We start from the raw sequence: 14,774 nt of genomic DNA, 5'->3' as shown, positions 1-14,774 counted from the left end.
CGGATGAACGTTAATGAGCGTTAACGCATGACGCTCAGGTTAACGAGCGCTAACCCGCCTGTCTAGAATGAATCCCCATGAGCACCCACGCCGCCGCCCGTGTCGCGGCTCCCACCCGCCGCGAGCAGATCCTCCGGGAGGCCGCCCGCCTCTTCGCCGAGCGCGGTTTCCACGGTGTCGGGGTCGACGAGATAGGGGCGGCGGTCGGTATCAGCGGCCCCGGCCTCTACCGCCACTTCCCCGGCAAGGACGCGATGCTCGCCGAACTGCTCGTCGGCATCAGCGAGCGCCTGCTGGCCGGCGGGAAGCTGCGCGTCACCGAGGACGGCGCGTCCCGCGAGGGCTCCCCGGAGGCGCTCCTGGACGCGCTCATCGAGGGCCACATCGACTTCGCCCTGGACGACCGCCCCCTGATCACCCTCCACGACCGCGAGCTGGACCGCCTGCGTGACACCGACCGCAAGCGCGTGCGCCAGCTCCAGCGGCAGTACGTCGAGGTCTGGGTCGAGGCCGTACGCGCCCTCTACCCGGCCCTCGCGGAGAACGAGGCCCGGGTCACCGTCCACGCCGTGTTCGGCCTGCTGAACTCCACCCCCCACCTGACCCGCCCGGAAGCCCTCCCGGGCAGGGCGGCCACGGCCGCCCTGCTGCACCGGCTGGCGCGCGGGGCCTTCGAGGCGGCGGCCTCGTAACCCGGACGCCGTACCGTCCGCGGGATTCCGCCGTACGAGACACCAGGCACACAGCGCGCCGCCGACGGCACAATGGGTGCATGCCGATACCCAGCCGCGCCGAACTCGTCGAGCACCTCGTCCGCACACGTATCGCGGGCGACGTCGCCACCCCCCGCGACAACAACCTCTCCCACTACCGCCAGCTCGCCAACGGCAACCGCCACTTCTGGCTGGGGCTGGAGCTCGGCGACCGGTGGACCGACGAGCAGGACGTCCTCGCCGTGATGGCCGAGAGATGCGGGGTGAACGACGACCCCGAGCACCGCCAGGGTCAGGACACCATCGACCCCGAGCTGACGGTCGACGCCCTCGACCGGATGGCCGCGCGGCTGCGGAAGGCGGCGGCCGGCCGGGAACGGGTGCTGCTCGCCACCGGCCACCCGGGCGGGCTGCTCGACGTGCACCGGCGGACCGGGGACGCGCTGCGGACCGCCGGATGCGAGATCGTACGGATCCCCGGCGGCCTGATGGCGGACGAGGGCATGGTCTTCCAGTTCGCCGACGTCGCCGTCCTGGAGCGCGGCGCGACCCTGTGGCACACGCACTCACCGGTGCCGATGGCCGCCATCCTGGACGGCCTGGAGCGCGAGGGCCGGCCCCGGCCCGACCTGGTCGTGGCCGACCACGGATGGGCCGGGTGCGCGGGACAGCGCGGGATCGACTCGATCGGTTACGCCGACTGCAACGACCCCGCGCTCTTCCTCGGCGAGGCGGAGGGCACCCTCCAGGTCACCGTGCCGCTCGACGACCACGTCACCGACCCGCGCTACTACGACCTGATGACCGACTACCTCCTGGACGCGGCCGGACTGCTCCCCGCCGAGGACCGGGAGTGACGACGCGGGAGTGAGCCCGTCGAGCCGGCCGGCCGGTGGACGTCACCGGGACCGGCCGGCCGGGCCCGTCCCCTCGGCTCTCCCGTGCTCAGACCGTGGTCCGGCCGTTCAGCGTGACGTCGATGCGCTGAGCGCCGTTGACGATGAACGACTCCACGGGGAGCACGTCCGCGGCGGGGGACGCCGGGGAGAGGTCCGGGTACCGGGCGAACAGGGTGGTCAGGGCGACATCGGCCTCCAGGCGCGCGAGCGGGGCCCCGAGGCAGAAGTGGACGCCGTAGCCGAACGCCAGGTGCTCCCGGCCGAACCGGTCGATGTCGAACCGGTCGGCGTCCGGGCCGTGCTGGGCCGGCTCCCGGCCCGCCGCGGCGTAGGAGGCGAGGATCGCCTCACCCCGGGCGATGCGCCGGCCGTCCGGCAGGTCGATGTCCTCGACGGCGTAGCGCAGCGGCAGGTGGGCCACGCTCGGCTCCCAGCGCAGGGTCTCCTCGACGACGTCGTTCCAGCGCTTCGCACCGGCCTCGGTGACCTGCCGGCGCTGCTCGGGGTGGTCCAGCAGGGCGCGGACGGCGTTGCCGATGAGGTTGACGGTGGTCTCGAAGCCGGCGCTGATGATGAGCAGCAGGGTGTCGGTCAGCTCGGCCTCGCTCAGGCGGGCGCCGTCCTCGTCACGGGTGGCGATCAGGACGCTCGTCATGTCGTCGCCGGGGTTCTGCCGCTTGCTCGCGATGAGGCCGGTCAGCATCTGCTGGAGCTCCGCGAAGTTCGACGCGGCGTCCTCGATGGTCGTGTCGAAGACCTTCTCCACCAACTGGGCCATGCGCGGCCGCAGTTCCTCCGGCAGCCCGAACAGATGGCAGATGACCTGCATCGGCAGCGGGTGGGCGTAGGAGCTGCGCAGGTCCACCGTGCCGTCGGAGCTGATCGCCACGTCGTCCAGCAGCTGGTCGGCGATCTTCTGGATGACGGGCCGCAGCGCCTCGATGCGGCGTGCGGTGAACGCGGGGGTGATGAGTTTGCGCAGGCGGCGGTGGTCCTGCCCCGCGGCGGTGAACATGTTGTTGACCGCCACCCAGGTGTAGACCCACATGTCCGGGGTGATCTCGCCGCGCTGCCAGGCGTTCCAGGCGCGGGGATCCTTGGTCACGCGGTCGTCGGTCAGGAGTTCCTTGAGGAGCGAGTGGCTGGTGACGGCCCAGGCGTCTATGGGGCCGGGGAGTACGACCCGGGTCGCCGGCCCGCGCTCGCGGAGGAGACCGGACTCTCCGTGGATGTCGCGGCCGGCGGGGTCGAGGACGAGGGGCTGCTGCTCCATGGGGTGACTCCAGTTTTCTGCGGCGTGATGGGACCGAAGCGGGCCGGGAGGTGTGCCAGTGCGCGGTGGAAGGGGCCGGGGCGCCATTGCAGGCTCTCGCGGGGCACGGCGAGTTCGAGGTCACCGAGGTGGCTGGTGAGCCTCTCGATCGCGGTGATCGCGATGAGCAGGGCGGGCTGCTTGACGGGGCAGGCGTGCGGGCCGGAGGACCAGGCGAGGTGCGCGCCGCCGTCGGTGCGCTCGCCGCCGTCGTAACCGTCCGGGGTGGTGTTCGCCGCGTGGTACGAGATGAGTACCAGACTGTCGGCGGCGATCCAGGTGCTGCCGATCTGCATGTTGCGCCGCGGGTAGTGCGCGCTGTAGTTCGCCATCGGCGGCTCGTGGCGCAGCACGTCGTCGATGGCGTCGCGGGCGGTGCGGGCACCGTTGGAGAGGCTGCTGTAGTAGTCCGGGTTGGACAGCATGCGCGACAGCGCGTTCGAGATCAGGTTCGTGGTCGGCTCCTGCCCGGCGGCCATCGTGAGGATCACCTGGTGGGCGAGTTCCTCCGGCGCCAGACCGGCGGGGTGGTCCATGAACCAGCTCGTCAGGTCCTCGCCGCGCTGTCTCACCTTGAGCGCGATGAGCTCGTCCATGTACCGGCCGAAGTCCTCGTTCGCCTTGATCGCGTGCTCGGGCTCGGACTCGAACAGGCCACCCATGGCGGCCACCAGGCGGGGCCCGTCCTCGGGCGGCATGCCGAACATCGCGTTGAACAGCACCAGCGGCAGCGGGCGGGCGTACTGACCGACCAGGTCCACCTCACCCGTGCCGGCGAAGTCCTGGATCAGGCCGTCCGCGGTCTCCGCGACCTGCCGACGGAGGTCGTGCGGCTCGATCCGGCTGAAACTGTCGGTGATGACCGACCGGTAACGACGGTGCTCGGCGCCGTCGTTGAACAGGGCGTTGGGCCGCCACCCCATCATCGGCTTCACCGGCGAGTCGGCCGGGAGGCCGCTCTCCCAGACCCGCGGGTCCTTCGACCAGACGTCGGGGTCGTTGAGCACGGCGAGAGCGGCGTCCCGGTCGGTGACGAGATAGCCGCTGACGCCGGGGGACACCTCGACGGGGGCGACCGGCCCGAACGCGCGCAGGCGCGCGTAGACGCGCCCGGGATCCGCGGCGAAGTCCGGGCCGTACAGGGGGACGGCCAGGGGCAGGTAGGTGCTCATGAGGCTTCCAGGACGGGGTGGGCGGCGAGCAGGTGGGTCACCAGCGCGATCAGTACGTCCACGGCCGAGGTCGTCTCACGGGCGTCGCAGACGACCAGTGGGGTGTGCGACTCCAGGTCCAGGTGGTCGCGGAGCACCTCGGGCGGGTAGTCGGGCGAGTCGGGGAAGCTGTTGACGGCCACGGCGTAGGACAGCCCCTGCTGCTCGATCATGTCGATGACGTCGAACGAGTCGTCGAGACGGCGGGTGTCGACCAGGACCACCGCGCCCAGGGCGCCGCGCGCGATGTCCTCCCAGAGCGGCTTGAACCTCTTCTGGCCCGGGGTGCCGAACAGGTAGAGGACCAGGTCACCGGGGAGCGTCCTGCGGCCGAAGTCGATGGCGACCGTGGTGGTGGCCTTGTCCCGCACCCCGGCGAGATCGTCGGCCGCGGCACCGGCCTGGGTCATGACCTCCTCGGTGTGCAGCGGAGCGGTCTCGGAGAGCGTGTTGATCAGCGTCGTCTTCCCGACGCCGAAAGGCCCGGTCACCACGATCTTCACCAGCGTCTGCTCGTCGCTGTCGAGGAAGGTGTTATCGGATACTGCGGAGTCCATCGAGCACCTTCTCTAGCAGCTGGGGATCGTGTGCCTTCGCTTCGGGGATGGGGGCGCGGGCGTGCAGGTGCGAACTGTCGACGAGATCCGCCACGAGGACGCGGACCAGGCTCACCGGCAGCACGAGGCGCGCGGCGACCTCGACCAGCGCCAGCGGGCCGCCCCGGAGGAGTTCGACCAGCCGGCGCTGCGCGTGCGTCAGGTCGTCCACGGCGGTGACGCCGGTGGACGACAGCAGGGTCAGGCGGTCCAGCGTGTTGCGCGTCGGCTGGACGCTGTCGGTGGCCAGGAACGACGGTACGAGCCGCCGGCGGGGCGCCGGCGTCATCCCCGGGCCCGAGCAGGCGAGTTCATCACCTTGTCGCCGAGCTTCGAGACCTGCACCTGCATGGCGTGGGCGATGACGCCCATGTCCACGGCCGGCTGTGCGAAGACCGCCATGACCGTGTTGTCGCCCGCGGGGATCAGGAAGGCGAACCCGTAGTTCGTGCTGACCACCACCTGGTGGAGTACGGGGCTCTCCTCCTGCCCCGCCAGTTTCCTGACCAGCTCCTTGCAGGCGCCCTGGACGGCCGAGGCCATCGCGGAGGCGCCCTCCCCGGCCTCCCGGGTGAGGGCCTGGGTGGCGCCCTGGATCATCCCGTCTCCGGAGAGGACCAGGGCGTGCACGACCCCCGGCACCTCCAGAAGCGGGGTGAGCACCCAGGACATGTCCCTGAGGAGGGGGCGCTTGGGAACGACGGTCATGGCTGCGTGCCTTCTTCCTGGTCGGTGTGCGCGTCCTCGAATCCGCGCATGGTGCCGGTCTGCCAGGCGCCCCACGTCCGGGCCGCTTCGTCCGGGCTGATCACAGGCGTCGGGTCCGGGCCCTGCCGGTCGGGCCGGTCCGTGTCCTGAACGGCTCGCTGGCGTCGCCGCCGCGGCAGTTCGACCGCGCCGGCGGTCCCGCCGGCCGGGGACGGCGCGGGGCTCTCCTGCCTGGGCGGCTCGGGCTTGCGCAGGGCGGGGGACATGGCCGACATGGGCCGGGCCACCTCATCCATCAGCATCAGCAGGTGATCGGGGACGAACGCCACGGCCCGCACTCCGCCGTACGACGAGGGCTTGTCGACAGTGACGGTGAAGCCGAACTGCTGCACAAGACGGCCGATCGTGGCGAACCCCGCGCGCGGTGGATCTCCCAGATGGGTCAGCAGGACACCCTGCTGACCGGAGAGCATGCGCGCGGCGAACTCCCGCTCCTCGTCGGTCATGCCCACGCCCGGGTCGTCGATCACCACGCACGCCCCCGCCTGCACCTGGTGCAGGCTGACGTCCACGGGCCGCGTGCCCTGAGGAGTGTGGTGCACCGCGTTGGAGAGCAGCTCGGCGACGATCACGGCGAGCGGCTCCACCGCCCGGGCCACCACCCCGACCGGGTCGGAGAGCTGGCTGGTGATCTGGACGCGCTGGTAGCCCGCGATGCGGGACTGGGCTCCGGCAACGATGTCACCGAGGTGGGAGTCCTCCCGTGTCAGGCCCGGCCACGCCCCGCAGAGCACTCCGGTCGCCTGGATCTGCCGGAGGTTCTCCTCGTTCGTGCGGTCCATCGATACGAGCCGTTTCGCGATCTCCGGGTCGTCGAAGGTGAACTGCGCCTCCTCGATCATCTCCTGGAGGCGGTAGGACTTGGCCTGGATCTCGGCGGTGGTGGCCCTCAGCACGGCCTGGGCGCCGGCGTCGACCCGCTGCTCGGTGTCGACGACGACCTGGGCGACCTGGTTCAGGGCCCGCTCCAGGAGGGCCCCGATGTCGGTGTGGGTGAGCTCCGGGTCCTGCGTTCCGGGGACCGGCACATGACGGTGTCTCAGGTGCGTGACGAGCGCCGGCAGCCGGGTGTCGACGAAGTACGCCAGCTCCCCGCCCATCCGGCCGGTCTGCTGCTCGGCGGCGAGTCTGGCGCGCTCGGCCTCCTGCGCCTCGGCGAGGAGGGTGGCTTCCATCGACCGGTAGCGGGCATCCGAAGCCTGCTCCGCCGCCTGTGCGCCGGACCGCGCATTGGCCTCCAGTGCCTGGTATCTGCCGGCCGCGGCCCGCGCTTCGGTGAGAGCCTCAGCACGCAGTGCCGCGTTCGACCGGCGCGTGCGGAGGTGGAGGAGCGCCAGGGTGAGGGCGACGGCCGTCATGGCCAGCGCCAGTACCCAGGGACCGGCCTCCGATATGTGCGTCATCACAAGGTCCTCGGTGGATGGGGGGATGCCCTGCCCGCGTACGGCCAGGGCGAGTTGAGGCAACCCTGAGAAGGACACCGGTTCCTGGCCGCAGATGCAATGAATTCGCTGATCATGGCTGGAATTCGAGCCCTCGGGTAATTTCAGGAACCACCGAGGTATTCCAAAAATTGATATGAAACGTAAAAAGGTACATAGGCACAATGTCTCCGGCGGGCGGTGAGTCAGGCCGGCCGCGCCGGTGCGGGGGCGCCCCGCTCAGCCGTCGGCGCGTGCCGCAAGGCGCTGGGCGCGCCCCGGTGTCGGGTCCAGGTACACCCGCCGGATCGACGGGTAGCGCTCCCGCAGCTGCTGCTCCGCCTCCTCGCACGCCCACTCGATCTGCGCGGCCGTGGACGCGTCGCGGAAGTCGATCTTCGCCGCGACCAGCATCTCCGACGGCCCCTGGATCAGCGTGGTCAGCTCCACCACCTCGACGACGTGCGGCACGGAGAGCAGTTCCTCGCGCACCCCGTCCCGCATCCCGGCCGGCAGCGGCCGGCCGATCAGCAACTGGGCGTTGGACCGGCAGAGCACCCATGCCACGTACACCAGCAGTACGCCGATGAGGACGGAGGCGATGCCGTCCCACACCCCGGAGCCCGAGAGCTGCCCGCCGAGCAGGCCGCCCGCCGCCAGCAGCAGCCCGGCCAGCGCCGCCGAGTCCTCCATCACCACGGCCTTGACCGCCGTGTCCGGGGTCCGGCGCAGATAGTGCGGCGCGGGCATCCGGAGCCGCGCGGCCTCACCGCGCACCTGCCGGACGCCCGTACGCAGTGAGAAGCCCTCCAGCAGGAAGGCGACCGCGAGTACGAGGTACGACACGAGCGGATCCCCGAGTTCCTCACCCCGCAGCAGGGTGTGGATCCCGTCGTAGAGGGAGAACACCGCGCCGCCCACGAACGTCGCGACGGCTGCGAGCATCGCCCAGATGTACCGCTCGGGGCCGTAGCCCAGCGGATGGTCCTCGTCGGCGGGCTTCTCGCTGCGCTTCAGCGCGGTCAGGAGCATGACCTCGGTGACGGTGTCGGCGACCGAGTGCGCGGCCTCCGACAGCATCGCGCTCGAACCGCTGATCAGCCCCGCCACCAGCTTCGCCACCGCGATGCCGAGGTTGGCGGCCGCCGCGACCACCACGGTGAAGGTGGACTCGCCGGCGCCGGTCTGCTCGTCACTCATGGACGGCAGTATGTCCGAATAGCGCGGTTTCAGTCCCTCGGGACGCGGACCAGGCCCTCCTGGATGACCGTGATGGCCAGCTTCCCGTCCGCCGTCCAGATCCTGGCCTGGCCGAGACCGCGCCCACCGGACGAGGAGGGTGACTCCTGGTCGTACAGCAGCCACTCGTCAGCCCGGAAGGGGCGGTGGAACCACATCGCGTGGTCCAGGCTGGCGCCCACCACGTCACCCACCGACCAGCCGCCGCGCCCGTGGGCGAGCAGCACCGAGTCGAGCAGCGTCATGTCGGAGACGTACGTCGCCATGCAGACGTGCAGCAGCGGGTCGTCCGCCAGCTTGCCGTGTGTCCGGAACCAGACCTGGGAGCGAGGCTCGCGCGGCTCACCGGCGGTGGCGAACGGCGGCGCGTCCACATACCGCAGGTCGACCGCGGCCCTGGCCTCCAGCAGCCGGTCCACCATGCGCGGGTCGGTGAAGCGGTGCGCGTGGCGGGGCAGCATCTCCGCCGCGGTCGGCAGGGTCTCCGGGTCCGGGGCCGGGGGCATGACCGCCTGGTGGTCCAAGCCCTCCTCGTGCACCTGGAAGGACGCCGAGAGGTGGAAGATCGGCTTGCCGTGCTGGACGGCGACGACCCGGCGGGTGGTGAAGGACCGCCCGTCGCGGATCCGGTCCACGCTGTAGACGATCGGCGCGCCGGGATCCCCGGGGCGCAGGAAATAGGCGTGGAGGGAGTGGGCTCCACGGTCCTCGGGGACCGTACGCCCGGCGGCGACCAGGGCCTGGGCCGCGACCTGGCCGCCGAAGACACGGGGCACGACCGCGGAACGGCTCGTGCCCCGGAAGATGTCCTGCTCGATCTGCTCCAGGTCGAGCAGATCGAGCAGGGATTCAAGTGCTGCGCTCATGGAGGAGAAACGTAGCCGTTCTCAGAGGCCCATGGACTTGGCGATGATCGACTTCATGACCTCGCTGGTGCCGCCGTAGATGCGGTTGACCCGGTTGTCCGTGTAGAGGCGGGCGATCGGGTACTCGTTCATGAAGCCGTAGCCGCCGTGCAGCTGGAGGCAGCGGTCGATCACGCGGTGCGCGACCTCGGTGCAGAACAGCTTCGCCGAGGCGGCCTCGGCGGGGGTGAGCTCACCGGCGTCCAGGGCCTCGATCGCCCGGTCGCAGACGGCCTCGGCCGCGTCGACCTCGGCCTTGCAGGCGGCCAGCTCGAACTTCGTGTTCTGGAAGGACGCGACGGTCTTGCCGAAGACGGTGCGGTCCTGCGTGTACTGCTGGGCGAACCGCACGGCGGCCTTCGCCTGCGCGTACGCGCCGACGGCGATGCCCAGGCGCTCCTGGGGGAGGTTCTGGCCGAGGTAGGAGAAGCCCTTGTTCTCCTCGCCCAGCAGGTCCTCGACGGGCACCTTGACGTCCACGAAGGCCAGTTCGGCGGTGTCGGAGACCTTCAGGCCCAGCTTGTCGAGCTTGCGGCCGACCGAGTAACCCTCGGACTTGGTGTCGACCACCAGGAGCGAGATGCCGTGCCGGCGGTCGTCGGCCTTGGGGGCGTCCGTGCGGGCGCAGACGATGACCTTGTCGGCGTGCACACCACCGGTGATGAAGGTCTTGGCACCGTTGAGGACGTAGTGCGTGCCGTCCTCGGAGAGCTTGGCGGTCGTCTTCATGCCGGCCAGGTCCGACCCGGTGCCCGGCTCGGTCATGGCTATCGCGTACATCGACCTGCCGGAGACGAAGTCCGGCAGCCAGCGCTTCTTCTGCTCCTCGGTGGCGTACGCCTTGAGGTACGGCAGACAGAGCAGGACGTGCACCCCGGAGCCGCCGAAGGAGATGCCCGCGCGGGCGGTCTCCTCGTACAGGATCGCCTCGAACTTGAAGGACTCCACGCCCGCGCCGCCGTACTCCTCGGGCACCTCGATGCCGAAGATGCCGAGCTCGGCGAGCTTGTAGTAGAAGTCGCGGGGCGCCTGGCCCGCCGCGAACCACTCGTCGTAGACGGGGACGACCTCGGACTCGATGAAGGCGCGGATGGTCTCCCGGAACGCCTCGTGGTCCTCGTTGTAAACCGTACGGCGCACGGGATGCCTCCTGATGTCAGCTTCAGCGTCGGTCGCGGTGGCTAAGCGCTTGCTCAGTCCTGGTCAAAAGTTACCCGGCGGTCACGGCGGCTGTCCAGGGTGATGCTGCGCACGCCCTGTTCCACCGGGCGTCCGGTCGCGGAGCGTGGCGGTGGAGAGCGCTGCGTATGTCTCGATGGCGGGCGGCGGCGGGCAGGCGCACAGTGAAATGAGAGCCGGCGGGGACGCCAGCAGCCCCGCCGCACCAACTCTCTGTGAGGCAGTCATGGCTGATGTCGGGACCCAGGGCGTGAGTTCAACCGCGGACAGGAGCACGGGGCAGGCCGGGCGCGGCACGACGACCATCGCCGACGGTGTCGTCGCGACCATCGCCGGAATCGCCATCCGCGAGACCGACGGCGTGCATTCGGTCGGCCGGGGGGCTTCCAAGGCCATGGGGGCGGTCACCGGGCGGAGGTCGGGGTCCTCGGGGGCCGGGCGTTCCGTCAAGGTGGAAGTGGGCGAGAAGGAGGCCGCGATCGACGTCGACGTGGAGGTGGAGTACGGCGTCCCGATCCACAAGCTGGCCGACCGGATCAGGGCCCAGGTGACGGACGCGGTGGAGTCGATGACCGGTCTGGAGGTCGTCGAGATCAACATCCACGTCTTCGACGTCCACGTCCCGGACGACGACGGGGACGAGGAGGACAAGGACGACCGCTCGGGCCGGGGCTCCGCGCGCGTGCAGTGAGAACCCCGTGGGACCGGTGCCCGCCCGGCGCCCTGGCGCCGCGCCCGCCTCCGTCCCGGGTCAGTTCTCCGGCTGCGCGACACGCGGTGACGGGGGCGGGTCAGGCCTGGGCGGTCGGGCGGACCACGATCTCGTTGACGTCGACGTCGTCGGGCTGCTCGATCGCGAACCGGATGGCACGCGCGACCGCCGCCGGCGGGATGGCGGTCTCCTCCTTCGACTCGTTCATCCGCGCACGCAGGTCCGCGTCCGGCACGGAGTCGATGAAGTCGGTGGCCACGAATCCCGGCGAGACCGCGGAGACCCGGATCGACGGCCCGGCCTCCTGCCGCAGGCCCTCGGTGAGGGTGCGCGCGGCGACCTTGGAGGCCGAGTAGACGGCCATGGTGGGCACCGTCCGGTAGGCCGCGGTCGAGAGGGTGTGCACGAACTGGCCGTGTCCCTGGCTCCGGAAGACGGGGAGGGCGGCCGCGATGCCGTACAGCAGCCCCTTGACGTTCACGTCGATCATCGCGTCCCAGTCGTCCACCCGCAGGTCGTCGAGCGGTGAGACCGGGCCGATCCCCGCGTTGCCGACGAGGACGTCCAGCCTGCCGAAGCGTTCGCGGGCCAGCTCCACCAGGCGTGCCGGGTCCTCGCGGCGGGTGACGTCGACCGCGGTGTACGCCACCTCGCACCCCTTCTCCCGCAGCTCGTCGGCCAGGGCCGCGAGCCGTTCCTCCCGGCGGGCGCCGAGTACGAGCTTCGCTCCGCCCTCCGCCAGCAGGCGCGCGGTGGCGGCGCCGATCCCGCTGCTCGCCCCTGTGACCGCCACGACCTTGCCCTCGGTTCCAGGCATGCCGAATCTCCGTTCCAGGCGCTCTAGACTGTTATGCGGACACGTGTCCAGTACGGTTTCCACGTTAGCGGACACGTGTCCGGATAAGCAATGCCGTCCGTGCGCACGGAACGAGGGAGAGCCGATGACGGAGCCACGCCGCCGTGCCACGCGGTCGGACGCGCAGGACAACAGGGCGCGCATCATCGACACCGCGCGGACCGCGTTCACCGAGACCCCCGGCGCGACACTCCAGTCGATCGCCAAGGCGGTCGGTATCGGCCAGGGCACGATGTACCGGCACTTCCCCAACCGCGAGGCACTGCTCGTCGCCGTCTACCGGGAGGATGTCGAGGCGCTCGTCGACGCCGCCCCGGTTCTGCTCGCGGAGCACGAGCCGCTCGACGCGCTCCGCCTCTGGTTCGGCCGCCTCGCCGCCTACGGCCGGATCAAGCACGGCGCGTCCCTGGCCGTCGAGGCCGCCACCCGCGCCGACCTGGGCAACGAGTACTACGCGCCGGTCGTCGCCGCGCTGGACCTGCTGCTCACCGCCTGCAAGGAGGCGGGGGAGCTGCGCCCCGACGCCGACGCCGACGAGGTGCTGCTGCTCGTGTCGTTCCTGTGGAAGGCCGACGGGCCCGACTGGCAGGAACGCGGCGAACGCATGCTCGCCGTCGTCATCGACGGTCTGCGGGCCGGGCGGGAGCAGGCGTCACCGTGAGCCCGGCCGCCCGGGTGCGCTGCGACGACGGCCCCGTCTCGATCGCGAACTCGCCCGGCTCCACGGCCCATTCCCCCGCGTACGTGTACGAGGCCAGCGCCGCCGCGTCCAAGGGGAAGGCGACCTCGGTGCTCTCGCCCGGCGCCAGCTCCACCCGGGCGAAGCCCCGCAGTTCGCGCACCCGTGGCCACGAAGACCCGCCGAGCACCCGGCGCACGTAGAGCTGGACGGTCTCCCGCACGGGCCGGGCGCCCGTGTTGGTGACGCGGACCGTGCAGATCAGCGGTGCCGGCCCGTCGAACCGGTCCGCCGCCAGGGACCGCACGGACAGCCGGGGCGTGCCGTATGCGACCGTCGTGTAGGACAGCCCGTGGCCGAACGCATGACGAGCGGTGGCCGGCTGGTCGACGTAACCCCGGTAGCCGTGGTCCTTCACGTTGTAGAACACGGGCAGTTGGGCCGCCGAGCGGGGCACCGAGACCGGTAGCCTCCCCTGGGGGTCCGACCGGCCGAACAGCACGTCCGCGACCGCCCTCCCGCCCCACGGGCCCGGATACCAGGCGCTCAGCACCGCCGCCGCCCTGCCGGTGAGGTCGGGCAGGGCGTGCGGCCGGCCCTGGACCAGCACCACGACCACCGGGGTGCCCGTCGCGACGACCGCGTCCAGCAGCGCCGCCTGCCCCTCCGGCAGAGAGAGTCCGGCCAGATCGACGCCCTCGCCGCACGTCATCTCCACCGGGTTCCCGGAGGCGACGACGGCCGCCCCGTTCGCGTCGAAGCGTGTCCCGGACTCGCGCGCGCTCGACCCGCCGAGGACCAGCACCGCCACATCGGCGGCGGAGGCCAGCGCCACCGCCTCCGGCAGCTCCGACCGGTCGCCCCCGATGAGGCCGCACCCCCGGGCGTACGTGACGTCCGTACCGGCGGGCGCCGCGGCCCGGAGGCCGGCGAGCACACTGCCGCCCGTGCCGGGCCGTTGCGGCGCGGTGTAGTCGCCGATCTGCTGCGGCACGGAGTCGGCGTTCGGCCCGATCACCGCGACGGTCCCGATGGGGCGATCGGCCAGTGGCAGCGTCACCCCGTCGTGTTCGAGGAGGGTCACGGACTCGCGGGCGAGGCGCTCACTCAGCTCCTCCACGCGCGCGGGATCCGTCACCCGGGCGCCGGTGTACGGATCCTCGAACAGCCCGAGGCGGAACTTCAGCGCCAGGACGCGCCCGACCGCCGTGTCGAGCGTCGCCTCGTCGACCAGCCCGCGCCGGACCGCCTCCGCCAGCCGGGGGTAGCAGTCGTCCCACAGGCTCAGGTCGGTCCCGGCCCGCAGCGCCAGCGCCCCGGCCGCCGCCGGATCACCCGCCATCCGCACCAGCCGGTCGATCGCGAGCCCGTCGGCCATCACCAGGCCGCCGAAGCCCCACCGTTCCCGGAGGATCCCCGTCAGCAGGTGACGGCTCGCCGCGCACGGGACGCCGTCGAACTCGTTGTACGCGGCCATCAGGCCCGCCGCCCCGGCCCGTACGCCCGCCAGCGCCGCCACGAGGTGGATCTCGTGCAGCTCCCGCGCGCCCAGCTCCGTGGCCGCGCTGTTGCGGCCGCCGACCGTGGCCCCCTGCCCGGCGAAGTGCTTGAGCACGACGGCCGCCCGGTCCCGGCCGATGCGGTCACCGGCCGGCCCCTGCACCCCGCGCACCAGCGCCTCGGTGAACCGCGCCGCCAGATACGGGTCCTCCCCGAAGCACTCCTCGGCGCGGCCCCAGCGCGGATCCCGCACCAGGTCGAGCGCGGACACCAGCGCCACGTGGCCGCCCCGGGCCCGGAGCTGCCCGGCGGCGAGGGCCGCCGCCTCCTCGTACAGCTCCGGATTCCAGGTGGCGCCGACCGCCAGGTTCACCGGCAGCACCGTCCCGTCCAGCGCCTGCACGCCGTGCGGCATCTCCTCGACCAGCAGCACCGGTATGCCGAGCCGGGTGTTCTCGACGACGTGCCGCTGCACCGCGTCCGAGACCCGCGCCCCGTCAGCGGCGCCGATCCCCGTCTCCGCCGTCACCCCGGACCAGGGGTCGGCGCGCTGGAGTCCGTACAGCGCGCCCATCCCGTCGTAGGCCGCCACCTCCGCACGGAACGCGTCGGTCAGCCGGTGGCCGGACGGGGTGCGCTCGTACGCGTGCCAGCCGTACATCCGCTGGTTGACCTGGCCCACCTTCTCGGTGAGCGTCATCCGCGACAGCAGATCGCGCACCCGGTCGGTGACGGGCGCTTCCGGGTCGCGGAACAGGGGATCGGACATCGGGAGCCTCCTCAA

At 71.6% G+C, this 14,774-nt stretch carries 15 protein-coding genes; 4 read left to right on the top strand and 11 right to left on the bottom strand.

Annotation, left to right across the window (positions count from 1 at the left end):
* The first annotated feature begins 77 nt into the window (after positions 1–77).
* The gene (locus AB0P41_RS03490; RefSeq protein ID WP_356708314.1) at positions 78–692 is read left to right on the top strand and encodes a TetR/AcrR family transcriptional regulator; all 615 of its coding nucleotides are present in this window, start codon (positions 78–80) and stop codon (positions 690–692) included.
* A gap of 80 nt (positions 693–772) precedes the next feature.
* Positions 773–1,570 (top strand): phosphatase, encoded by a 798-nt coding sequence (locus AB0P41_RS03485; protein WP_365929816.1) that lies wholly within the window; start codon positions 773–775, stop codon positions 1,568–1,570.
* Positions 1,571–1,658: 88 nt separating this feature from the next.
* Here the strand turns inward: AB0P41_RS03485 and AB0P41_RS03480 are convergent, their stop codons facing one another.
* The 9 genes from AB0P41_RS03480 to AB0P41_RS03440 form a co-directional block, all read right to left on the bottom strand.
* On the bottom strand, positions 1,659–2,885 hold the full coding sequence (locus AB0P41_RS03480; RefSeq protein ID WP_365929814.1) for a cytochrome P450: 1,227 nt from the start codon (positions 2,883–2,885) through the stop codon (positions 1,659–1,661).
* Positions 2,774–4,096 (bottom strand): cytochrome P450, encoded by a 1,323-nt coding sequence (locus tag AB0P41_RS03475; RefSeq protein ID WP_365929812.1) that lies wholly within the window; start codon positions 4,094–4,096, stop codon positions 2,774–2,776. The genes AB0P41_RS03480 and AB0P41_RS03475 overlap by 112 nt, the downstream gene beginning before the upstream one ends.
* On the bottom strand, positions 4,093–4,692 hold the full coding sequence (locus AB0P41_RS03470) for an ATP/GTP-binding protein (protein ID WP_356708306.1): 600 nt from the start codon (positions 4,690–4,692) through the stop codon (positions 4,093–4,095). The genes AB0P41_RS03475 and AB0P41_RS03470 overlap by 4 nt, the downstream gene beginning before the upstream one ends.
* On the bottom strand, positions 4,670–5,020 hold the full coding sequence (locus AB0P41_RS03465; protein ID WP_356708304.1) for a DUF742 domain-containing protein: 351 nt from the start codon (positions 5,018–5,020) through the stop codon (positions 4,670–4,672). The genes AB0P41_RS03470 and AB0P41_RS03465 overlap by 23 nt, the downstream gene beginning before the upstream one ends.
* Positions 5,017–5,439, bottom strand: coding sequence for a roadblock/LC7 domain-containing protein (locus AB0P41_RS03460; protein WP_356708302.1), 423 nt, complete (start codon positions 5,437–5,439; stop codon positions 5,017–5,019). Before AB0P41_RS03460 ends, AB0P41_RS03465 begins: the two co-directional genes overlap by 4 nt.
* A complete protein-coding gene (locus AB0P41_RS03455; RefSeq protein ID WP_356708300.1) occupies positions 5,436–6,902 on the bottom strand; it encodes an ATP-binding protein in 1,467 nt (488 codons plus the stop codon). The genes AB0P41_RS03460 and AB0P41_RS03455 overlap by 4 nt, the downstream gene beginning before the upstream one ends.
* A gap of 258 nt (positions 6,903–7,160) precedes the next feature.
* Positions 7,161–8,120, bottom strand: a complete 960-nt coding sequence (locus tag AB0P41_RS03450) for a cation diffusion facilitator family transporter (RefSeq protein ID WP_356708298.1) — start codon at positions 8,118–8,120, stop codon at positions 7,161–7,163.
* Positions 8,121–8,149: 29 nt separating this feature from the next.
* Positions 8,150–9,025 (bottom strand): acyl-CoA thioesterase II, encoded by an 876-nt coding sequence (locus AB0P41_RS03445; protein WP_356708296.1) that lies wholly within the window; start codon positions 9,023–9,025, stop codon positions 8,150–8,152.
* Positions 9,026–9,046: 21 nt separating this feature from the next.
* The gene (locus AB0P41_RS03440; RefSeq protein WP_356708294.1) at positions 9,047–10,204 is read right to left on the bottom strand and encodes an acyl-CoA dehydrogenase family protein; all 1,158 of its coding nucleotides are present in this window, start codon (positions 10,202–10,204) and stop codon (positions 9,047–9,049) included.
* 265 nt (positions 10,205–10,469) lie between these two features.
* Between AB0P41_RS03440 and AB0P41_RS03435 the strand changes: the two genes are divergently transcribed.
* Positions 10,470–10,934: an Asp23/Gls24 family envelope stress response protein gene (locus AB0P41_RS03435; RefSeq protein WP_365929808.1), complete on the top strand. Its 465-nt coding sequence runs from the start codon at positions 10,470–10,472 to the stop codon at positions 10,932–10,934.
* A 100-nt stretch (positions 10,935–11,034) separates the two neighbouring features.
* Here AB0P41_RS03435 and AB0P41_RS03430 read toward each other — a convergent pair whose 3' ends face one another.
* Positions 11,035–11,772: an SDR family oxidoreductase gene (locus AB0P41_RS03430; protein WP_365929806.1), complete on the bottom strand. Its 738-nt coding sequence runs from the start codon at positions 11,770–11,772 to the stop codon at positions 11,035–11,037.
* A 124-nt stretch (positions 11,773–11,896) separates the two neighbouring features.
* On the opposite strand from AB0P41_RS03430, the gene AB0P41_RS03425 reads away from it, so the two are divergent.
* On the top strand, positions 11,897–12,472 hold the full coding sequence (locus AB0P41_RS03425; RefSeq protein ID WP_356708289.1) for a TetR/AcrR family transcriptional regulator: 576 nt from the start codon (positions 11,897–11,899) through the stop codon (positions 12,470–12,472).
* On the opposite strand, the gene AB0P41_RS03420 is transcribed toward AB0P41_RS03425, so the two are convergent.
* Positions 12,429–14,759 carry a glycoside hydrolase family 3 N-terminal domain-containing protein gene (locus tag AB0P41_RS03420; protein ID WP_365929805.1) on the bottom strand — a complete coding sequence of 777 codons (2,331 nt, stop codon included), beginning with the start codon at positions 14,757–14,759 and terminating at the stop codon, positions 12,429–12,431. The two genes, AB0P41_RS03425 and AB0P41_RS03420, sit on opposite strands and share 44 nt — an antisense overlap.
* Positions 14,760–14,774: the final 15 nt, after the last annotated feature.

This window comes from Streptomyces sp. NPDC079167, from assembly GCF_040686735.1.
GTDB lineage: Bacteria > Actinomycetota > Actinomycetes > Streptomycetales > Streptomycetaceae > Streptomyces.
Note: the sequence above shows the minus strand (reverse complement) of the source record. Positions and strands in the feature narration are given on the sequence as shown.